The sequence below is a fragment of the uncultured Veillonella sp. genome (genome assembly GCF_963534045.1).
Classification (GTDB): Bacteria; Bacillota; Negativicutes; order Veillonellales; family Veillonellaceae; genus Veillonella.
The window spans coordinates 1-21530 of sequence record NZ_CAUSQT010000006.1 but is presented as its reverse complement, the minus strand read 5'-3'; the positions used below and the strand labels follow the sequence as shown (position 1 = coordinate 21530).

The 21530-nt window shown below is 40.8% G+C and carries 19 protein-coding genes; 17 read left to right on the top strand and 2 right to left on the bottom strand.

From position 1 onward, the window contains the following. Positions 1-54: 54 nt before the first annotated feature. From argC to dcuC, 10 genes are all read left to right on the top strand, one after another. Positions 55-1005 carry an N-acetyl-gamma-glutamyl-phosphate reductase gene (gene argC / locus RYP29_RS02355; protein WP_311531997.1) on the top strand — a complete coding sequence of 317 codons (951 nt, stop codon included), beginning with the start codon at positions 55-57 and terminating at the stop codon, positions 1003-1005. After that, positions 1002-1859 (top strand): acetylglutamate kinase, encoded by an 858-nt coding sequence (gene argB, locus RYP29_RS02350; RefSeq protein WP_311531996.1) that lies wholly within the window; start codon positions 1002-1004, stop codon positions 1857-1859. Before argC ends, argB begins: the two co-directional genes overlap by 4 nt. A gap of 89 nt (positions 1860-1948) precedes the next feature. Further along, positions 1949-3136, top strand: coding sequence for an aspartate aminotransferase family protein (locus RYP29_RS02345; protein WP_311532034.1), 1188 nt, complete (start codon positions 1949-1951; stop codon positions 3134-3136). A 131-nt stretch (positions 3137-3267) separates the two neighbouring features. Next, positions 3268-3450, top strand: a complete 183-nt coding sequence (locus RYP29_RS02340) for a hypothetical protein (protein ID WP_311531994.1) — start codon at positions 3268-3270, stop codon at positions 3448-3450. Positions 3451-3578: 128 nt separating this feature from the next. Beyond that, a complete protein-coding gene (locus RYP29_RS02335; protein ID WP_311531992.1) occupies positions 3579-4757 on the top strand; it encodes an amidohydrolase in 1179 nt (392 codons plus the stop codon). 262 nt (positions 4758-5019) lie between these two features. Then, positions 5020-5445, top strand: a complete 426-nt coding sequence (locus RYP29_RS02330) for a hypothetical protein (RefSeq protein ID WP_311531991.1) — start codon at positions 5020-5022, stop codon at positions 5443-5445. 404 nt (positions 5446-5849) lie between these two features. Further along, positions 5850-6386 (top strand): flavin reductase, encoded by a 537-nt coding sequence (locus tag RYP29_RS02325; RefSeq protein WP_311531989.1) that lies wholly within the window; start codon positions 5850-5852, stop codon positions 6384-6386. A 387-nt stretch (positions 6387-6773) separates the two neighbouring features. Further along, the gene (locus RYP29_RS02320; protein ID WP_311531987.1) at positions 6774-8027 is read left to right on the top strand and encodes an HAD-IC family P-type ATPase; all 1254 of its coding nucleotides are present in this window, start codon (positions 6774-6776) and stop codon (positions 8025-8027) included. After that, positions 8014-8274, top strand: a complete 261-nt coding sequence (locus RYP29_RS02315) for a hypothetical protein (protein WP_311531986.1) — start codon at positions 8014-8016, stop codon at positions 8272-8274. Before RYP29_RS02320 ends, RYP29_RS02315 begins: the two co-directional genes overlap by 14 nt. Positions 8275-8574: 300 nt before the next feature. After that, positions 8575-9930, top strand: coding sequence for a C4-dicarboxylate transporter DcuC (dcuC, locus tag RYP29_RS02310; RefSeq protein ID WP_311531984.1), 1356 nt, complete (start codon positions 8575-8577; stop codon positions 9928-9930). 321 nt (positions 9931-10251) lie between these two features. Here the strand turns inward: dcuC and RYP29_RS02305 are convergent, their stop codons facing one another. Continuing rightward, positions 10252-12507 carry an autotransporter outer membrane beta-barrel domain-containing protein gene (locus RYP29_RS02305; RefSeq protein ID WP_311531983.1) on the bottom strand — a complete coding sequence of 752 codons (2256 nt, stop codon included), beginning with the start codon at positions 12505-12507 and terminating at the stop codon, positions 10252-10254. 377 nt (positions 12508-12884) lie between these two features. On the opposite strand from RYP29_RS02305, the gene RYP29_RS02300 reads away from it, so the two are divergent. The 3 genes from RYP29_RS02300 (at position 12885) to RYP29_RS02290 (ending at position 15683) form a co-directional block, all read left to right on the top strand. After that, positions 12885-13481: a DNA-3-methyladenine glycosylase I gene (locus RYP29_RS02300; RefSeq protein ID WP_311531982.1), complete on the top strand. Its 597-nt coding sequence runs from the start codon at positions 12885-12887 to the stop codon at positions 13479-13481. Between the two features lie 129 nt (positions 13482-13610). Further along, positions 13611-14327, top strand: a complete 717-nt coding sequence (locus tag RYP29_RS02295) for a DUF554 domain-containing protein (RefSeq protein WP_311531980.1) — start codon at positions 13611-13613, stop codon at positions 14325-14327. A gap of 171 nt (positions 14328-14498) precedes the next feature. Next, positions 14499-15683 (top strand): MFS transporter, encoded by a 1185-nt coding sequence (locus RYP29_RS02290; protein ID WP_311532032.1) that lies wholly within the window; start codon positions 14499-14501, stop codon positions 15681-15683. A gap of 74 nt (positions 15684-15757) precedes the next feature. On the opposite strand, the gene RYP29_RS02285 is transcribed toward RYP29_RS02290, so the two are convergent. Next, on the bottom strand, positions 15758-16744 hold the full coding sequence (locus tag RYP29_RS02285) for a GMP reductase (RefSeq protein WP_311531978.1): 987 nt from the start codon (positions 16742-16744) through the stop codon (positions 15758-15760). A gap of 194 nt (positions 16745-16938) precedes the next feature. Here RYP29_RS02285 and thiT point away from each other — a divergent pair, with 194 nt between their 5' ends. From thiT to RYP29_RS02265, 4 genes are all read left to right on the top strand, one after another. After that, positions 16939-17469: an energy-coupled thiamine transporter ThiT gene (gene thiT / locus RYP29_RS02280; protein WP_311531976.1), complete on the top strand. Its 531-nt coding sequence runs from the start codon at positions 16939-16941 to the stop codon at positions 17467-17469. Further along, complete coding sequence (locus RYP29_RS02275) at positions 17462-18586, top strand: molybdopterin-guanine dinucleotide biosynthesis protein MobB (RefSeq protein WP_311531974.1); 1125 nt, start codon at positions 17462-17464, stop codon at positions 18584-18586. The genes thiT and RYP29_RS02275 overlap by 8 nt, the downstream gene beginning before the upstream one ends. Continuing rightward, positions 18567-19802, top strand: a complete 1236-nt coding sequence (locus RYP29_RS02270) for a molybdopterin molybdotransferase MoeA (protein WP_311531972.1) — start codon at positions 18567-18569, stop codon at positions 19800-19802. Before RYP29_RS02275 ends, RYP29_RS02270 begins: the two co-directional genes overlap by 20 nt. A 554-nt stretch (positions 19803-20356) precedes the next feature. Beyond that, positions 20357-21379 (top strand): AraC family transcriptional regulator, encoded by a 1023-nt coding sequence (locus tag RYP29_RS02265; RefSeq protein ID WP_311532031.1) that lies wholly within the window; start codon positions 20357-20359, stop codon positions 21377-21379. Positions 21380-21530 lie beyond the last annotated feature (151 nt).

The following is a 21530-nucleotide window of genomic DNA, read 5'->3' as shown; positions in this document are numbered from 1 at the left end:
GAACACAGATGGCGGGAGAGGTCATCTACTACGTATAGTAAAGAAGGTTATAGAATGAATCCATATAAGGTATTTATCGTAGGTCACGAAGGAACGACGGGCCTTAGAATTCACGAACGGCTGTCCGGTCGGAAGGATATTACATTATTATCCATTTCCGATGAGGACCGTAAAAATATAGATGTCATTGCGAGCATTGCAAAGGACGCGGATATCGTGTTCTTGTGTTTGCCTGATGCGGCCTCCAAAGAGGTGGTGGCTGCTATCGGCGATTACCCTTGCAAGATTATCGACACATCCACAGCATTTAGAACGGCTGATGATTGGGCCTATGGCTTTCCCGAACTTGGTGAAAGCTATAAAAACGATATTAAAACGAAACAACATATCGCCAATCCTGGCTGTCATGCAAGCGGCATGATTGCTTGCATTGCACCTCTTGTGAAAGCAGGTATTGCCCCAGTAGATTATCCTTTCACCATTACATCCTTAACAGGCTATAGCGGTGGCGGTAAGAAGATGATTGGTCAATACGAATCGGAGCCAAAGGATTATTTCCTCTACGCACCACGTCAATATGGCCTTAGTCAACAACATAAGCATTTGCCAGAAGTAACACATGTATGCGGTCTTACAGAAGCGCCTATATTCATGCCCATCGTAGACGATTACTACAGTGGCATGGAGGTCAGTGTTGGCCTACATACACGTCTACTAGCAAAACCGGTTACCGTAGAGGATGTGCACGCTGCACTGGTAGATTTCTACAAGGACAGCACCATCGTTAAGGTAGCACCACTTAACTTAGAAGAAGACAATAAACAATTGCTAAATGCTAACAAACTAAGCAATACGGATGGCATGGTCATCTCTGTAACAGGTAACAATGATCGCATGGTCGTTCACGCTATTTTTGATAATTTAGGAAAGGGCGCTTCTGGTGCAGCCGTACAATGTATGAACATCACACTTGGATTGCCAGAAGAAACGGGGCTTTCATTATGAACAGTGTAACAAATGCAATGCGGGCGCATATCTTAACGGCGGCCGTTCCATATATTAAACAATATACAGATAAATACGTAGTCGTAAAATACGGCGGCAATGCCATGACGGATCCGGAACTTAAAAAATCCGTTATGAATGATTTGCTACTACTTCAACTGGTAGGTGTGAAAGTAGTCCTCGTTCACGGCGGTGGTCCAGATATTAATAGCACCTTAAAGGCTATGAATATTGAATCGAAATTCAGTAATGGTTTGCGTGTTACCGACAAAGAAACGATGAATGTAGTACAAATGGTGCTTGCTGGCAAGGTCAATAAGGGCCTCGTAGCGGACCTCATCGGCTTTGGTGGCCGTGCTATTGGCCTTTGTGGCGTCGATGGTGAACTCATTCAAGTGCACAAGAAAAATGAAGAACTTGGCTATGTAGGCGAAGTAGATACAATCGATCCAAAGATTATCGACGATGTCATCAGTAAGGGATATATTCCGGTTATTTCTTCCGTTGGTTGTGACGCGGAAGGCAATGTATATAATGTCAATGCCGATACAGCAGCTGCAAAGATTGCAGGTGCCCTCAATGCGGAAACCATGGTGGCCATGACGAATATCGATGGCGTACTACGGGATGTAAACGATCCTAATTCCCTTATTTCAAAGATTACTCTTGCTGAAGCGGAACAGCTGAAAAAAGAGGGCGTCATCGCTGGTGGCATGATACCAAAGGTAGACTGTTGCTTAGAGGCTATCAATGCAGGGGCTCAAAAGGTTTTCATCATCAATGGTGAAATACCACACGCCATCCTCATCGAACTATTAACCGATGAAGGTCTTGGCACAATGTTTGTAAAGTAATATAGTAGATATAACGATGGTAACATCATTTGTCATCGTTACATTGCATATAGATTGACGGCGGCTAGGCCGTACGTTTGGAGGATATGATGAGTAAGACACAAGATTTTGAACAACAAGATAAAGAGTATATAGCCAATACGTATGGCCGGTTTAACGTTTGCTTTGAAAAAGGCAAAGGTTCCTTGTTATGGGATGTAGAAGGAAAAGAATATATCGATCTTGGTTCTGGCATTGGCGTTACAGCATTTGGTGTAGACGATGATGAATGGTCCAAGGCCGTGATTGCACAAACTCATGCTTTAAACCATATTTCAAATTTATATTATTCCGTACCACAAATTAAATTGGCTGAATTATTATGTAAACGGACAGGCATGAAAAAGGTGTTCTTCTGTAACTCTGGTGCCGAATCTAATGAATGTGCTATCAAGGCAGCTCGTAAGTATAGCCATGACAAATACGGCGATGGTCGTAATGTCATCGTTACGCTCGTTAATAGCTTCCATGGTCGTACAGTAACAACCTTGTCCGCTACAGGTCAAGATGTGTTCCATCAACATTTCTTCCCATTCACAGAAGGGTTCGTTCATACCCCTGCTAATGATATTGATGCGGCTTTGAAAGTCCTAGCAAACCCAGCAGTTTGCGCTATCATGATGGAACCAATTCAAGGTGAAGGTGGCGTTATGCCTCTCGATAAAGAATTCGTTCAAGCGATTACAAAATACGCGCATGAACACGATCAACTCGTGCTTATCGACGAAGTGCAAACAGGTAATGGTCGGACTGGTAGCCTGTATGCATATGAACAATTTGGTATCGAACCAGATATCGTATCTACTGCTAAGGGCTTAGCTGGTGGCTTGCCTATGGGCGCAACCTTATTCAATGAAAAAACGCAATTCGTATTAACTGCAGGTGCGCATGCTACTACATTTGGTGGTAACCCAATCTGTGCGGCTGCAGGCTGTACCATCATTGAACGGTTAACACCAGAATTTTTGGCTACTGTAAAAGCTAAAGGTGATTATGTAAAACACGCCTTAGACGGTAAACTGGGCGTTGTTGGCGTTAGTGGTATGGGCCTCATGATTGGTATCGAAACAACTGTAGATCCTAAAGAAGTCATTGCTAAATGTCTAGAAAAAGGCGTTGTATGTTTATCTGCTAAAAATAAGGTTCGTTTGTTGCCAGCTCTTAACATCCCTCAAGAACAACTAGAAAAAGCAATTACCATCTTGGCTGATGTCATTGGTGAATTGGCTAGCAAATAGTCTTAGATTGATAGATTCATTCGTTTTGTATGAACAATTGATAAATATATAGATAAAATCCGATGAATATGTAGACTTTATATTCTATTCGTGATAACCTAAAATAAATAGTCTATATTGGAGGAGTAAATATGAATACAGAATCCTTACGTAATGATGTATTGGTTCCTGCTGTTGCTAAAACATTAGACATTGTAGCAAAAGCAAAACCAACAAAAGATGAGCTCTGCACAACTGCAAAAATTACAGCAGCTGTAGCGGTAGCAACTGCTGTTGTATCCTTGGCGGTACAAGCAGTATTGCGCAATCGATAAGAGAAGCATAAAGAAAACGACATGGCATTGCCTGTCGTTTTCTTTTACATTTACCCTGTTATTCCCATAAATATGGGGATTTCCAGTATATTTTGTTAATCTGTGCTAAAAGCTAAGGAGGCGATATCATGCATAGTCGCGATTTAATTGAACAATATAAAACCTATGTACAAGATTGGCGTAGGTACTTTCATAAACATCCAGAACTCAGTAATGAAGAGTTCGAAACCACAAAAACTCTAGCCAAAGAATTAGAGTCCATGGGTGTAGAGGTTCATGTAGATACGGAACGTGGAACAGGACTTATAGGTATTATTCATGGCGATAAATCTGGTAAAGCGATTGCCCTTCGTGCAGATATCGATGCCTTGCCTGTACAGGAACATAATACATTTGATTTTAAATCCAATGTAGATGGCAAGATGCATGCCTGTGGTCATGACGGCCATATGGCGATATTACTCGGTGCGGCTAAGATGCTTACTGCTATGAAAGACCGTATCGAAGGTGACGTATACCTTGCCTTCCAACCGGCCGAAGAAACCGGTGCGGGCGCTCCTGATTTCATGAAGTTTGATAATTGGTTTGAAAAAATTGATGCCATCTTTGGTGGTCATGTATGGATTGACTTACCAGCAGGTCTCATTTCCGTTGAAGAAGGGCCACGCATGGCGGCTAGCAGTAAAATTACAATCCGTGTAAAAGGCAAACAAGGTCATGGGGCACAACCACATCAAGCTATTGATGCGGTTGTCGTAGCCAGTGCCATCGTTATGAACTTGCAAACTGTAGTATCTCGTAATGTGAGTGCCTTAGACTCTCTTGTACTTACCATCGGTAATATTCATTCTGGCTCAGAATGGAATGTCATCCCAGGCGAAGCACAAATGGGTGGTACCATCCGTTTCTTTGATCCAGCACAAGAAGACCATTACGTAGAATCCATACGACGCGTGGTGGAACATACAGCATTAGCTTATGGAGCAACTGCTGAATTGATTTATGAAAAGAAAGTACCGCCAACCATTAATGACGCAGCAGCCAGTGAACTAGCTGAACGTGTTGTTATCGATACACTAGGCAAAGAAAAACTGTCTAAAATGCGCAAGGTAATGCCAGGCGAAGACTTTGCTTGGTACCTACAAGAAAAACCAGGGTGCTTTGCCTTTATTGGTATCCAAAACCCAGAGGTAGGCGCCACCTTTGATCACCATAATAATCGATTTACCATGGACGATACAGTGCTATCTGCTGCATCAGCGGTGTATGCGGAATATGCTATTCAGTGGTTGAAGGAGAATAAATAGAATTAATTTTAATATATGAATAGGCCTTCCTGATGAACTGAACCCCAAAATTTGGACACAAAATAATGACGATAGAACACGCCGACAACGACTTCAAAAAGAACACTTAAAAGCAATGATATTACCGCCTCAATTTGGCATGGAGCGATATACAATAGCAAATATAATTTATCAGAAAGCCTATGGAGTGGCCTATGATGATGAGCTGTGATAGATTGTAGACAGTACTAGAATGGTTAGAACAGAGAATAGAATTAAATTGATGATTAAACTTATTTTTTTGTTTTTGTTAAAGTTTGTGCTTTTACTTATTTGGGGAGCCTCTATTTGGGGGATTTATACATTACTGTACGATCGATATGTATTAGAAGCATATCCATTAAGAGATTATCTGCCGGTATTGATATTTTGCTTTGGGAATATTTGGATTTTGCCGTGGCTGATTTTATGGTATGAGAAATTATATCCTGCGTTTGATAAACCTCAAATTTATTATAGAGTGAAAGCATGGTTCATTTCTTTAAAAGAACAATCTACCGTGGGTATGTGTATATATAGTTGTATAGATTTTTTAATAAAGTTATGTCTAATAACGTATGGCACTATGGTTGTTTTTGCTGGTTTTATTTTGGCTGGTGGTGTATTAGTTCTGCCTTTGCTTATGATTCTTAGATTGATATTTCGTTAGCTCTTGAAAGCTTTTGAACACGTATATATATCGTCAAATGGAGATAAATCTTATAAATATCAATCTTATAAATATCTATTAGAAGTACATCCTACATACTAAATTATAAAATTATTAATAATAGGCACAGTCTTATTTGCATAGTATACTTATGCTTATAAGGTTGTGTTTTAGCTTTCACCATTCCAGCCCAAGCAATCACGATTGAGGAGTTCACCTCTCAGCCGCTTTGGCTTTGATGGAACGCCTTGACCTATCCATCGAGGTGCCTTCATGCGTAGACCAGTTGTGAAAGATTCTAAAAATAAAGAGTTTACGATATCGCTGATGCGGTGTATTATGAAGTGAATAAAGAACATTTTGATGAGGTTATTGTTAAGTAAATTCTATATGCGGAGGTTCTTATGAAACCATTTGAAACAAAAGATTATAAAGCTTTTACCATGTTCGAGAATCGTTGGGCGGTGGTTACAGCAGGTACGCTTGATGATTTCAATAGTTGTACGGTTAACTGGGGCAGCATGGGTAACATGTGGGGGATGCTTGGCAATGATATATCTACCGTGACTGTGTACATTCATCCAGCCCGCTATACTCAAGAATTCATGGCGAAATACGATACTTTTACAGTTAGCTTATTCCCTGACAGCCAGCGTAAGGCTCTTGGCTATTTAGGCTCTCATTCTGGTCGCGACGAAGATAAGGTTGCCAATTCTGGTTTAACACCAGTGGCAGTCGGTGATGGAGTGACTTTCAAAGAAGCAGATTTAATATTTGTATGTAAAAAGTTATATGAACACCAATTCGATGAAGCTCATTTGGCAGATAAAGTAAAGGAATATTATGCAGCATACCCTACTGCCTATACTCAAATTGGTCATGATCGTTGGGAACCACACTATATGTACATCGGCGAAGTAGTTGAGGCTATAGAGAAATAGGTTAGAGATTAACAAAATAAAGTTTAATAAAGCGAAATATAATATAGCTAAAACGATTTCAAAATACAAAAAAGGCAGCCCCCAAGTGTAGTGCCCCCCCAAAGTTAGACTTTTTATTCCGAGTAACCAAAACTGGTTGCTCGGAATTTTTTATGCTGCAGTAGTAGCTAAACGATAGAAATAAGAGCAGGGAAGAAGAAAATACTATGCCATGTACCAAATAAAAATCCATCTGATTATCTAGATATATGAATGATTGCTCATTCATTTGTGTAATAGGCTGATGCATGAATTATATAATGTCATTAGATCCAGTATTCATCTGTATTTTGCATCATATATGAATGTTTGTACATATTATTATATAAGCTTTCACAGGAGGTAAGTATGGAACGGTTGAGCAAAGTAGCAGAGTGGTTCGATTTAAATCGGGAAAAGATCACATTAGTAGCCGGTGGTATCGGCGTAGTATTTAGTTTATTAGGCATTCGTTTAGGCCTGCCATTCGATTGGGCTTGGTTTACAATTGTATTATGTGGGTTGCCTATCGTATGGGGCGCAGCGGTAGCCATCGGTGAAGTATTTGCGGCCGCAGAAATTGCTTTCATCATGCAACTCGGTGCGATGCTAGAAGAGTTCACAGTGTCTAAAGCACAAGCAGGCATTGAGCGTCTCGTTAAATCTACTGGTCCAGGCAATGCAAAAATCGTTAGCCTTGCCGACCGTTGGGCCACATGGATTGTTGTGATTGCGCTCTTGGCAGCGGTTGGTACCTATGTGGTGACTGGTGAAATCATCCGGGCCGTAACTATCCTCGTTGTGTTTTGCCCTTGCGCGCTTGTATTGGCTACGCCGGCAGCGATTATGGCGGCTATTTCCAATGCTAGCCAACATGGCTTCCTCGTGCGCCGTGGCAACATTATGGAACGCTTGGCAAAGGTTGATACAATGACCTTTGATAAAACAGGCACGTTGACCTATGGTACGCCTGAGGTGACTACCGTTGAAACTGTTGGCTCCATGCATGCTGATGAACTCTATCGCTTGGTGGCCTCTGTAGAGACTAAATCTGAGCATCCATTGGGCAAGGCTATCGTGAATGGTTTTACGTCTCGTCATGGTGAAAGCTTTAATTTCGTAGATTCATTCCACATGGTACCGGGTAAAGGTTTAGAGGCCACTGTAGATGCTAAAACTGTGTTAGCTGGTAATGAAGCGATGATGACCTTGTCTAATGTGTCTATTTCTGATACTGTGAAATCCGCCGTTCATGAGCACTTGAACCGTGGTGCGTCTATCGTATATGTTGCCGTTGATGGTGTATTAGCAGGTTATGTAGCTTTGGCCGACCGTGTTCGTCGTGAAAGCCGTGCCGTAGTAGAGTCTTTGAACAATCTTCATGTCATGCCTGTCCTATTAACCGGTGATCATGGAACAACAGCGAAAACAATTGGTAAACGATTAAATATTCCTAATGTTATCACTGATTGTTTACCAGAAGACAAGATGAATACTGTGGCTCAATTACAACAAGAAGGTAACATCGTTGCCATGGTAGGCGATGGTGTGAATGATGCGCCAGCCCTTAAGAAATCTGATGTAGGCATCGCCATGGGTGGTGTGGGCAGTGGCATTGTCTAAACGTATGATGACTACTATTAAAATTAATCTTTCCTTCTCCTTGCTTTTGAACTTTGTTGCTATCATCTTAGCTATGATTGGTACATTATCTCCAGTTTGGGGCGCCCTCGTTCATAACGGTGGTAGCTTCCTCGTAGTAGCAAACTCTGCACTACTTTTACGATGGGCTTATAAATCTAATCATGTAGTAGAGGATGATCATTCTGTTCTTGTAAAAGTAGCTCGCAAATGCGTATTTGAAGGGTAATTAAAATTTATTTACTGATTTGATTGATAAGGCGTCATGAGCTAAACCTAATATAGTCAATAAAATAGCGCTATCTATTCCGAACAAAACTCAATTAGAGTTGTGGGATAGATAGCGCTTTTGGGGTGCGGTTCAATGCCCCACTTGTTTTACTGGACAACCAGCAAAGGGGGATTTTCATTATATTTTTATTTATATTTTGCGTATAATATAGGTATAAGATAGGTTTAATAAAAGTGTAGTATATGTATCATATAAACCTGCTGTAATCCTAATATATTCTCTAGTTGAGAGGTGTTTATGAATATAGTTATATGTGTCATCATAATTGCTATTACAGGCATATTATTGATGAAGCGCTATCAGCCACAACCAATTTTGATAGGCATGGGCATCCTCATGATGTATATCGCCTATGAAGGTAGCTGGATTAATGCCATATTAGATGAGTCTCAGTCTACAGGCGTTCTGGTATTTGATGCAATGGATATTGTGCGGATTACAACATCGGAGAATGTAGTGAGCTTAGGACTCATGATTATGACCTGTGCTGGTTATGCAAAATATATGGAACACATTGGGGCAGGAACACGCTTAGCCCATACATTTATTCGTCCCTTATATCGTCTCAATCGACCGTATATAGTGCTAGCACTTATGTTTCTACTCAACATGGGGCTATCTATATGTGTACCGAATCCATTGAGCCTTGCCTTACTTATGATGGTTACCATCTATCCTGTTCTATTGCGCCTTGGCGTAAGTCCCATAGGGGCAGCAGCGGTTATCGCTACAGGACATTTGATGGATGTTGGGCCTGGTGCCGTTTCGACATTGCTCATAGCTAAGACACTTAATATACCGGTACCAAACTATTTCGTAGGTTATCAATTACGCCTTTATTTCTTAGTTGCTGTTGTGACGGCTGTAGCACATTTCTTGTGGCAACGATATCGCGATTGCTTAGATGGCCCTATGGACATAGGTGATTGTGAAAGCATTCCTGAGGCGCCAATTGGCCCTAAGATATATATGATATTTCCTTTATTGCCACTATGTTTTATATTGGGCTTTAGTCAATATGGTTTGCCTGGCGTAAAGATGAATGTAACCCTTGCCATGATGCTCGCCTTTGGCCTAGCTTTATTGGCAGAACTTATCCGTCATCGTAATTTAAGGACCGTCCTTAAAAGTACAACCGTATTCTTTGAAGGAATGGGTAATCAGTTTTCCTATGCTGTAACTTTAATCATTGGTGGACAGGTTTTCGCACAAGGCTTAGTGAGCTTAGGACTTATTGATTCGCTAGTTAGCGCACTACAAACACTATCCCTTAACTCTGTGGGACTTACCTCTGTCATGGGTGGTGGCATGCTAGGACTCAGCATGGTAACTGGTAGCAATGTGGCTCCTTTATTTACATTGGTACCGCTAGTACCTGATATTGTATCTAACCTTGGACTAGATCCGATTACGACTATGCTTGGCATGCAAAATGGTGCTAGTCTTGGTTTGTTCTTGAGCCCTATCAGCCCTGTTATGGTCGGTGTAGCTGGGGTAGCGCATATTAAATCTGTAGATTTGCTTAAACGAACCTCGATACCTGTACTTGTAGCACTAATTACGAGCTGTGTGGGGATATGGATACTCTATTAATACTGATGAATAATATAATAACGAATATTATTTTGTAAAACAAAACGCCCCCTTCACAGCAACCATCTAAGGCTGCCAATGAAGGGGGCGTTTTGCATTGTAGTAAGAAAGTTAGTAAACATTTAGACGGAATCTAAATGTATGTATATAAGGCCATACAGCTTACGATAAGAGGGGGGAAGTAGCATCCTATGGGAGTAGTATTGCATAAAAAGGGGAAATATATTAGGATGCGTCTCTCATAGATATGCAAGGGATATACAGGGGAGATATCTATGGTTGTACAACTATATGGCCGTATATAACGGTATGTAATATTAATTAGAATTTGTGCGTGAACCCAGCGTTTACACCCCAGTCAGCTTGGTAATCACCAGATAGACCGGTAGTAACGTCCGCATATACGCTGTTGTTAGTATTGAAACCATAACGTCCGCCGAATGCGAGTTCAGTCCAAGTGCCTTTGATGTCTTGTTCTGTCAATTTTACGGCATTACCGCTAGCATAGGTAGTTTTTACATTGCCTGTAAAAGCATGACCTGTTGCCAAGCGTGTATATAGGTTACCATTGCCGAATTGTTTGCCTACTTCAAGGCCGAGTTTACCAGATGTGCTATTTACACCAGCTTGGTTAACAGAGACGTTACCTGCTGTAAAGTCACGACCACCGAAGTGTGTATAGTTTAATTGCGCTTGTGGTTCTACATACAAACCATTAGCAGATTTTATAGTTTTGCCGTAGCGAACGCCAAAGCTATACGCATTGGATTTTACATCGCCAGATTTAGCTTGGCCGATTTCATTACGTGCTGTAAATTCATTAGAGATACGACCTACTTGAGATTCTACATGTACGTATTGATCCTTACCAAGGTCTTTCAATCCATAAGCGCCAACAGCATAGGATTTTACCTTGCCAGAACCATTGAATACATAATCTTCAGAACCGCGTAGGTAAGAAACTTGACCGCCTACGGTCCAGTCACGGCTAGTTTTAGTATCATAACCGCCTTGGATGCTTGTGTAATCAGTAGCTGTATTGATACCGTCATTAGCATAGTTATATCGACCGCCACCAATACGAGCCCAAATACCTGTTGGGGAACCTTGTTGCAATTGGTTAGCACGATTCATATCGCTCGTCATTGTACGCCATGCGTTGATATTACCAACTACAGCAGACCGAATGCCGCGCATTTGTGGTGTATCATAAGAGCCAGTCGTTACTATAGGACTTGGTATTACAGGAGTAGGTGCTGGAGTAACAGGCGTCACTGGAGTTACAGGCGTAGGAGCTGGAGTAACAGGTGTAGGCGCAGGTGTCACCGGAGTTACAGGGGTAGGTGCTGGAGTAACTGGAGTTACAGGGGTAGGCGCCGGAGTAACAGGAGTTACTGGTGTTGGAGCTGGCGTAGGCGTTGGAGTAGGAGCCGCATAGGAACCTTGACCATTACCGCTTTGCCATGTAATAGCACCTTCTTTTTGATCTGTAGTTAACGCTTTTTGGAAGCTTGACACGATGCCATTAGAAGCGATGGATACAGTACCAGAAAGGTTTCTTTCACCATTCATATAATTTTCGTAATAGAATTTATGCGCCAAGTTATCTAGAATCTTGTTTACATTGCTTTCAGAGGACGTATCGAGATGATCGCCTGTTACATAGCCATGTACCCCAGACCCTGTTGTAGCGGATTTTACGATGAAGTTACCGCCTTCGATGTCAGATGCATCAAGGCCTGTTTTTTGAGCGGCTGGTTTAGCGAAGTTCAAACCAGTACCAGCGCTCATGTCGTAAATGACATTGATGTGGCCGTCCAAATTATTAACGTGGATGTCGCTGCGAGAATCTTGGGAAATACGGCTGAATCCTTCACGTGTACGAGTGCCTTTGAGTGTATTGATACTGCTGCGCGCTTCGTTGCCTTTAATTTGGAATGCTTCCAAGCCACCCATATTATCGTGGCTCCACATGCCACCATCAAAGGTCATGTTGATTTCGCCACCCTTATCCTCTAATGTGTTCACAGCCTTGCCGGTAAATTGGTTAGGGCTATTGTGCGCACGGCCGAGGCCAATATTAATCACGGATGGTTGCTGTTGTTGGTATGGAGGCATCGTTTTATCAGATACAAGTATATTACCTTGCATATTAAATACTTTATGTTTTACAGTGCCTGAATCATCGATACCAAGATTAATTTTACTATTATAGGCAAATGCTAGTGGATAGGGTGCGTCCCATGGGGCTGTATTCACGTTCATAATCCCGCCATCCACTTGAATGGAACTATTATCTAGCATGCCTGTAATGAAAGCTGGTTGGCGATGGCGCTTAGGTAATTGGTTTTGATCAGGTGTATCTAAGGAGGTAATAGTCACTTGACCGCCGTTTGATGCAATGACACCTGTTGCCGTCGTATCGCCAGTGCTTTCAAATTTACTTTCAGAACCTACGGCAAACACATTGCCATTAGAACCGAGGCCTGCTGCTGCCCACGTGCTAGGGAGGGCCACTGTAGATGACAACATGGTCATCATTACAGCGGACAATAACATCTTATTTCTCGCTCTCATTCTCTTACACCTCAACTATATTACTTAATTTGTAATTTATTTTATATTGTGAAAGACTCTTCATAAATGAATATATATCTATCGATTGATTTAATACTCTCTTATATAATGAAAGATAGATATATACTCACTTTATAAAGACTTTGTGTCAGACACATTTAAAATATATTTAAAATAATATAACATTTTTCGTGAATTGTAAATGAATTTTCACAATTTTATTTTAAAAATATTTAAATTATTAATAGATGAGTTACATATTAGGGGCAGTGAATACGATGTATGGTATTCTTTACAAATCTAGTGAGCATGGGTATTATTGTATGTATAGCGCGATTTCTAGTAACAGGCTGGTTGTAGTATAGAAAGGAGCCTTCATGAAAGTCACTTGTTCTTGGCCCACAACGCCATTGTATCAGGCGTATCATGATTATGAATGGGGGCGTCCTATTCATGATGACCAACGTCAATTTGAACATTTATGTTTGGAGAGCCTACAATGCGGTCTGAGTTGGCTCACGATTTTAAATAAACGAGAAATTATACGTCAGTGCTTTGAACATTTTAATGTTGATGCGGTGGCTCAATATACGGAAACAGATATAGAGCGTATTATGAGTACAGAGGGAATGTTAAAATCCCGCAAGAAGATTGAGGCCATCATCAACAATGCACAGGCGTTCCAACGCATTCAAGACGAATTTGGATCCTTTTGCGAATATATATGGGCTTTCACCAATCATAAAACTATTATTTACAAAGGCCATCCAGAGGGAAGGGTGCCTGCTCAAAATGAATTGTCTACGCGCATTAGCAAAGACCTTAAGAAACGAGGGTTCAAATTTGTAGGACCTGTGACAATCTATTCCCATTTACAAGCTAGTGGTCTCATCAACGATCACGGTAAGGATTGCCCTTGTTTTAATGAAATCAATGAGGCTAATCCTGTGGTTTATATGACCATAGATGATTAATATAAATAGAACCGTATCTACTGAAACATAGATACGGTTTTTTTTGTGATATTTTATATTGATTGTTATCGATGTAGTTGATATACTACTTTCATAATAACTTTCAGAAATAAGGAAAAGGATACAAGTATGATTGGGTTAGGAACGGCCATCAACATGGGGCTCATTGTCGGTGGTAGTATTATTGGGCTCACGTGCGGCCGATTTATGAAGGACAATTTAAAACAAACCCTTATGGTAGTATGTGGTATCATCGTACTGTTACTAGGGATGAGCGGGGCCATGCAATTTATGCTGGTTATCGTTAATGGTTCCTTGCAAACTACGGGACCTTTGTTGATGATTATCAGCATGGTAGTTGGTGCTGTGATTGGTGAAATCATTGATTTAGACCGATGGATTACGGTCTTTGGTGACTGGGTGAAAGATAAAACCGGTAATACAGGGGACCCTAAGTTTACGCAAGCGTTTATCACTGCATCGCTTACGTTTACTGTTGGTGCGATGGGCGTGCTCGGTTCAATTCAAGATGGATTGACAGGAGATTACCAAACCTTGCTACTCAAAGGAATTCTTGATGGTGTTATCGTTATGGTTATGACCTCATCCATGGGGAAGGGCGCATTGTTTTCCTTCATTCCTGTAGGTATCACGCAGTGGTTGATCACGGCCTTAGCGCATGTTGCGGCGCCACTTATGACACAGCAGGCTATCGACAATTTATCCTATGTAGGATCCATCTTAATTTTCTGTGTAGGCATTAATATAATTTGGCCTAATAAGATTCGTTTAGCTAATTTATTACCTGCTATTTTTATCGCTATGGGCCTTACGTTTTTAATTTAAATTTAAATTTTAAGAACCCTCTTTACATTATGTGTAAAGAGGGGTACTATATTCTCAATATAATTTTCTTGTAGTTAAAATGGTTTCCCCTAGAAACGCATGTTATCGCGGTCTAGCGGATACAAAAGGGCCTTTCTTCGCCGAACGGTTCTAGAAACCAGAAAGGACATGATGAGCGAACAAGTTTCTGTTTCAAAATCTAATATTCGTGGTGCATTTGGTGCATTTTTTATCCCTGGTATGTACACTGCCTTATGGGCCGGATTTGTGCCATATTTAAAAGCGAAACTAAGCATCGGTGAGGATGTATTAGGTTCCATGATTTTGTTGCTCGGTGTAGGTTCTTGTTTATCCATGGCTATAGCTGGTAAACTTGTAGAAAGCTTTGGCTGTAAGCGAGTCGTTTTATTAGCTAGTTTTATCGGCATGTTGTCTCTGGCTATTGTTACCATGTGTTCTACAATTGTGACAACCACAATAGCATTATTTTTCTTTGGCATTGGCGTAGGCCTTAGTGGTGCTTCTGCCAACTTACAAGCTATTTTAACGGAAAAGGTAAGTAAAAAGCATTTAATGGGCGCTTATCACGGCGGTTGGAGCCTTGGTGGTTTTGCGGGTGCTGGGGTATTGCTTGTTCTTTTAAAAATATTATCTTTGCCTGTGAATGAAAGTATTTGGGGACTTCTCATCATACTTTTTATTGCGATGGTCGTAGTTAGTCAATTTATGTTAACCTTTGGTAGCGATCCAAATGCAAAGGTTGTAAAAAAATCTAAAAGCCCATTATCATTTCATCCAATTGCCATCATTTTTGGTCTCTTATCATTTGTATCCTATTTAGTAGAGGGGGCCGTAGGTGACTGGAGTGCGCTTTACTTATTTGAAGATAAAGGTATTGTTATTCAAGAAGCTGTCATGGGCGTCATGCTTTTTAATGGCACTATGTGTATTGGTCGTCTCCTTGGTAATACAATCGGTAAACATGTAACATCTAAGCAAGTCGTTGTAGGTGGTTACTTACTAGGTGCTATTGCTATGGCACTCATCGTGTTCTTACCTGGCCATGCTTCTATGTATACGTACTTATTACTAGGTATCTCTTTAGCCATGGTTGTACCAAATCTATTCTCCGCTATGGGTGAACAAAATGTAATTCCAATGACACAAGCAGTAGCAACATCTACTATGCTCGGTTATATGGGTATTTTGATGGGACCTGCGTTGATTGGCTTCATCGCTCATGGTACGAGCCTTACCATTGCATTCATTGTATTGACTGCATTGCTTGTTATCAGTGCTGGTATCGGCAAATATGCATATCACTTAATGAGTAAAGATTGTGGATTAGAAGAATAGTCTAGTGAGCATAAAAAAGAAGAGGGGCTACGATTCGTATGAATCGTAGCCCCTCTTGGTATGTTAGTAACCGATTAGCGGTCGCCGTTAAAGATGGAGTTTTTAACAAGAACGTAGTCTACTTTGCGGATAGCTTGTAGAGTAGTACCACCAGCGTAGGAGATAGCGGATTGTAAATCTTGTTCCATTTCGATTAATGTATCGAAAATAGAGCCCTTGGAAGGAATGAAGATTTTTTTGCCTTCTACGTTTTTACGTTCCCCTTTTTGGAATTCAGAAGCGGAACCAAAGTATTCTTTTACAGCTTGGCCGTCAACGATTTTTTCTTCCCCTGGAGATTCTTGATGACCAGCGAATAGAGAACCAATCATAACCATAGTAGCGCCAAAGCGGATAGATTTAGCGATGTCGCCATGATCACGGATGCCGCCATCAGCGATGATAGGTTTTGTAGCTGCTTTTGCACACCAACGTACAGCAGCCAATTGCCAACCACCAGTACCGAAGCCAGTTTTTAATTTCGTAATACAAACTTTACCAGGACCAATGCCTACTTTTGTAGCATCAGCGCCAGCATTTTCAAGTTCACGAACTGCTTCAGGAGTACCTACGTTACCAGCGATAACAAAGGTGCTTGGTAAATTCTTTTTAATATATTGAATCATATTGATAACCGCATTAGAATGACCATGTGCGATATCGATTGTGATATAATCAGGAATAAGGTTAGCTTTCGCTAATTCATCAACTAATGCAAATTCTTCTTCCTTTACGCCGATAGAAATAGAAGAATATAAGTTTTTTTCTTGCATGCGTTTTACAAAGTCGAGACGGCGTTCAGGTTGGAAACGATGCATGATATAGAAATAGCCTTTTTCTGCTAGTTTTTCAGCTAACTCTTCATCAATGATAGTTTGCATGTTTGCAGGAACTACAGGCAATTTAAATGTACGATTACCTAGTTTAACATGAGTATCACATTCGCTACGGCTGTTTACGATACATTTATTAGGAATCAGTTGTACGTCTTCATAATCGAAGATGTTAGTTGTATTAATCATAGTTTCTATATCTCCTTTGAGGTATAATAAATTGAACCTGTACCATTATACTGAATTTGTTTTCAATTTTCAATACATTCCGAATATTAAAAACACTCATATAGTTATTATACAATTTTATAGGTAGCTTGTCTGTACATTTTCTCTATGTTCAGCCCATTATATAAACATTATATTAATAGGAGGTTATTTTAATGGAACATTCTAAGACACGCATGATAGCAGAAGCCGGTGTAGCTATCGCTATTGCACAAGTATTATCATTTATTACTCTTTTTCATATGCCACAAGGCGGTTCCATTAAGGCCGCGTCCATGGTACCTCTCATGATTTTTGCCTATCGCTGGGGCGGTACGCGTGGTATTTTGGCTGGCGTTGTATATGGTATACTTCATTTCTTGCTCGGTTTTAAATCATCCATCCATTATTTAAGCATCATCCTAGACTATCTTGTTGCTTATGGTGTTATTGGTGTGTGCGGGTATTTCAAGGATAATATGACAGGTCTTGTTAGCGGTTCTATTGTTGCCATTGTGCTCCGTTGGTTTGCGTCCGTAACAAGTGGTGCTGTTGTATTTGCTAGTTATGCGCCACAAGGTCAAAATCCATGGATCTACTCTATGATTTATAATGCATCTTATATGGTGCCGGATGGAATTCTTAATATTGTTGTGTTGTTGTTTATTTACCAAGGAGTAAAAAGAGGGTTGAAACGCGGTGCTTAATTTAGGCGTAATTATTTTGGCTGGTGGCCTAAGTTCACGCATGGGATATCCTAAGGCTTTATTGCCTTGGACGAATGGTGAAAGCCTCATTTCTCATGCGCTGCGCAATGCATTAGAACATGATGCCAACGATATACTTATTTCTATCGGTGATGATGAAAGTCTAGGCCAAGCCATTCAGGCTAATATTATCGACACATTGTCGAATAAAGAGAAAGAAAAAGTTTCTATCGTTCGGGATTCTGTTCCTCGGAGTGGTCCATTAGGCGGATTATATAGCACATTGGCCGTAGGCAAGAGTCATGCTTATGCGGTGTTAGCTGTAGATATGCCGTTTATGGATTTTAATTTATATTACGATTGGCTCTACCAAGTAGAAGGTGATGACTGGAATGTTATTGTGCCTGTTGGTGAAAGCGGGCGCTTTGAGCCGATGGCAGGGATATATAAGCCGTCCATTGCTCCTTTACTACAAACTGCATTAGCAGGTGACGATGTATCCTTGCATCATGCCTTAGACATTGTAGGGCCTGTGGTAACTATCGATGCAGGTGATTACGGTCATCACTTACGTAATGTAAATCATATAGAGGATTATAAGTGGGCACGGTCAGAGGCTGTTAATGCTAATCGTCAAGTTCCACTTATTAGCGTGGTTGCTGCAAAACGTAAGACCGGTAAAACTACGGTGGTAACGCGACTCGTTAGGGAATTAGAAGAAATTGGTTTCTCTGTAGGTGTTGTAAAGAGCGATAAACATGGCTTTCACATGGACTATGAAGGAACCGATACAGATCTCGCTATGAAAGCAGGCGCCACGGCCGTAGCCATTGCAGGTCCAACAGAAACGGCCATACGCATTCGCACTGAAAAACAATCTAGTCTGTATGATTTGGTACAGCAATTACCTGTAGATATTGCTATACTAGAAACGAGATCTCAAGGTATATTCCCTATTGTAGAGGTAACTAGAGAAGGGTATACCGATTCGCTGATATCTAGTGATATAGAACGCGTAGAGACCATCGAGGTTACTGAATTAGATCAATGCATACCGGATTTGGTATGTCGAATACAAAGTATGATGAGGAATTTAGATGATAGCCGTTACTGTTGATGAAGCGCTTCATTTGTGGAATGAGGCTTTACGAGAACAACATCATAGCATCGAATCCGTCGCCGTTGGCGATGCAAAAGGTTGTGTGTTGGCCGAAGATGTTTTGGCACCTACCGATGTACCTGCCTTTCATAAATCGGCAATGGATGGCTATGCCCTAGCCTATGAGGCTGGTCATGATGAATATATCGTGGATGGTATCATCGGTGCCGGTGTCGTATGGGATAAACCTGTAGCGAAGGGACACGCGGTTCGTATTATGACCGGCGCTCCTGTACCTAGTACATGTGATACTGTTATTATGCAAGAACAAGTGAAAGGAACCGGTGAAGTTGGTTCTACAATCACTATCCAAGGCAATCAGAAACAGGGAAGCCACATTATTCCTCGCGGCGAAGAATGCGCGGCTGGTACCGTTGTCATTCCAAAGGGAACAGAAATAACCTCTACGGTGCAGACCATTTTAACTGGATTAGGACATACGGATGTATCTGTGTATGCGATGCCACGTGTTCTTGTTATCACATCCGGCCATGAAGTTATCGAACCAGGCGAACCGTTAGCTCCTGGAAAAATCTACAATTCTAACCGCATGATGATTTGCAGTTTACTTAATGATTTAGGTTTTCGGCGCGTTACGCATTATCATGTAAGCGATGCACCGGATAAATTAGACTTAGAAATTGCACGCGTTCTTGAACTCGGGGAACAAGCCGATATCATCATTAGTTCGGGTGGTGTATCTGTAGGCATGTTTGATACAATGCCTCTTATATATGAAAAATTAGGTGCTAAGACCCTATATGAGCGTATCCAAATGCGACCTGGCGCAGCCTCCTATGGTGCGGTTACCCCTAAAGGCCAACTTATCTTTGGTTTATCTGGTAACCCCGGTGCTGCCTTTAATGGTTGGCACCTACTAGTGGTTCCAACATTGCGTAGATATAAAGGTATTAAAAATTGGTCTACTCCAGTACTTAATTGTGTAATGGATTGCGACCTGTCTAAACGCAATGCCTTCGATCGCTACGTGCAAGGCCAGGTTATATTCGGTGAAGGCCAACCGCGTTTTGTGGCAAATCGTCACTTTAATAGCAGTAGTATGCTCGGATTATATACCGTTAATGCCTTAGCCTGCATTCCTCAAGGTGTGCATGAAGTACACGAAGGCGATATATTTAAGGTGTATTTACTAGGCATCTTACCAACAATATAATAAACTGCAAGGGACTCATGTATGAGTCCCTTTTTAAATTAGAACAGGTCTGTTCTAATTTTTTTGACCCTATGTATAGGCTCATTGCAAATAGAACAGGCCTGTTCTAATTTTGGGACCCTATGTATAGGCTCGTTGCAAATAGAACAGGCCTGTACTAATTCTAGGACCCTATGTATAGGCTCGTTGTAAATAGAACAGGCCTGTACTAATTCTGGGACCGCATGTATAGACTCATTGCCAATAGAACAGGCCTGTACTAATTCTGGGACCCTATGTATAGGGCTCGTTGCCAATAGAACAAGCCTGTACTAATTCTGAGATCGCATGTATAGGCTTGCTGCCAATACAACAGGCCTGTACTAATTCTGGGACCCTATGTATAGGCTCATAGCCAATAGAACAGGCCTGTACTAATTTTTGGAACAGTATATAGCGAAATAGATATTAAAGGATAAAGATGTTATTGACCGTAACTGAATGAATATATCATAATGAAAGTGTCTCTTAGATCGGTAGGGGATGCTTTTATGCATATGGAGCGATTAGATGCTATGGATTATTTCGATTATACTTACAAGCACAATTATATAGAGTTCAGCAGCAGTATATATAAGGTTGGTACTTATAATTACAATTGGCACGGAGGTACGGAGATTTTTATTCTCTTAAAAGGTCGTGTTGAAATGAGTTGTAATGATGAGACTTTTACAATGGGACCTCTTGATGTTGTCGTTATTTCGCCTCAGGTGGGACATTCAACTCTAGCGCTTGAAGAGGACGTGGTAGCCTTTGTTGTTCATGTAGGTAATGAATTTTATCAACAGTATGATCCGGATTTTGGCATGTATGAGTTTGTTGTTCGTTCTGATGCGAGCACACGTCACAATGAGTTTTTTACGACTTTACGCCATCATGCAGCTATGACGATGTTATTGATGCATAAAGGTGAGAATCCAATTCATCGCATGTGGATAGAGCATCATTACTTGGCTTTAGCAGGTGATGTATTTAGGGAATTTGATCCAATCAAAAAGGTTCATGAAAATGCGCGGCCTGGTGATATTAAACCGGCTACCTTTGATAAAATGATTGCCTATATCGATGAGCATTACCAACAAAAGCTAGAGCTTGAAGACATTGCAAAAATTGGTGGCTATAATGTGGCTTATACATCTCAATTCTTTAAACGACAAATGGGAATTTCCTTTGTGGATTATGTATTGCGGTTAAGACTACGAGATGCTACAACACAATTAACTAACACGGATGAGGCTGTGGCAAGAATTGCAAGTAGTTGTGGATTTGCCGATATTAAGGCCTTTAATGTGGCTTTCAAAAAGCATTTCCGTATGACACCTACAGAATATCGAAAGCAAGTGAAAGAAATAGGTCGTAAAACAATAGTACAAGGGTCGAAAGAAATTATTTCCGTTGAAAATCAAGATGTGCTAGACCTATTACATTCCTTCTTGTCCTATGAAGATGATGCTAGAGCAAAGGCGGAGTTAGAGTACATGAGCTACAAGCTAGAATCATTGAAAGCGAAGCTCGCCGATGTTGTTAGCGAGTTGTAATTATTTGGAGCGGCAAAATATTTTTTGTAGCATATAGAAAAATTAGACCTAGGTGATTTTCTATATATTAAAAAACCATATATTTGTTAGACGAGCATTGTAGTGACCCCAAAAAGTTAGACTTTTATTTCCGAGTAACCTAAACTGGTTG

Bases quoted from the DNA above. Each gene is read 5' to 3' on its own strand.
- argC (WP_311531997.1), top strand. From the start codon at position 55: ATGAATCCATATAAGGTATTTATCGTAGGTCACGAAGGAACGACGGGC.
- argB (WP_311531996.1), top strand. From the start codon at position 1,002: ATGAACAGTGTAACAAATGCAATGCGGGCGCATATCTTAACGGCGGCC.
- RYP29_RS02345 (WP_311532034.1), top strand. From the start codon at position 1,949: ATGAGTAAGACACAAGATTTTGAACAACAAGATAAAGAGTATATAGCC.
- RYP29_RS02340 (WP_311531994.1), top strand. From the start codon at position 3,268: ATGAATACAGAATCCTTACGTAATGATGTATTGGTTCCTGCTGTTGCT.
- RYP29_RS02335 (WP_311531992.1), top strand. From the start codon at position 3,579: ATGCATAGTCGCGATTTAATTGAACAATATAAAACCTATGTACAAGAT.
- RYP29_RS02330 (WP_311531991.1), top strand. From the start codon at position 5,020: ATGATTAAACTTATTTTTTTGTTTTTGTTAAAGTTTGTGCTTTTACTT.
- RYP29_RS02325 (WP_311531989.1), top strand. From the start codon at position 5,850: ATGAAACCATTTGAAACAAAAGATTATAAAGCTTTTACCATGTTCGAG.
- RYP29_RS02320 (WP_311531987.1), top strand. From the start codon at position 6,774: ATGGAACGGTTGAGCAAAGTAGCAGAGTGGTTCGATTTAAATCGGGAA.
- dcuC (WP_311531984.1), top strand. From the start codon at position 8,575: ATGAATATAGTTATATGTGTCATCATAATTGCTATTACAGGCATATTA.
- RYP29_RS02305 (WP_311531983.1), bottom strand. From the start codon at position 12,507: ATGAGAGCGAGAAATAAGATGTTATTGTCCGCTGTAATGATGACCATG.
- RYP29_RS02300 (WP_311531982.1), top strand. From the start codon at position 12,885: ATGAAAGTCACTTGTTCTTGGCCCACAACGCCATTGTATCAGGCGTAT.
- RYP29_RS02295 (WP_311531980.1), top strand. From the start codon at position 13,611: ATGATTGGGTTAGGAACGGCCATCAACATGGGGCTCATTGTCGGTGGT.
- RYP29_RS02290 (WP_311532032.1), top strand. From the start codon at position 14,499: ATGAGCGAACAAGTTTCTGTTTCAAAATCTAATATTCGTGGTGCATTT.
- RYP29_RS02285 (WP_311531978.1), bottom strand. From the start codon at position 16,744: ATGATTAATACAACTAACATCTTCGATTATGAAGACGTACAACTGATT.
- thiT (WP_311531976.1), top strand. From the start codon at position 16,939: ATGGAACATTCTAAGACACGCATGATAGCAGAAGCCGGTGTAGCTATC.
- RYP29_RS02270 (WP_311531972.1), top strand. From the start codon at position 18,567: ATGATAGCCGTTACTGTTGATGAAGCGCTTCATTTGTGGAATGAGGCT.
- RYP29_RS02265 (WP_311532031.1), top strand. From the start codon at position 20,357: ATGGATTATTTCGATTATACTTACAAGCACAATTATATAGAGTTCAGC.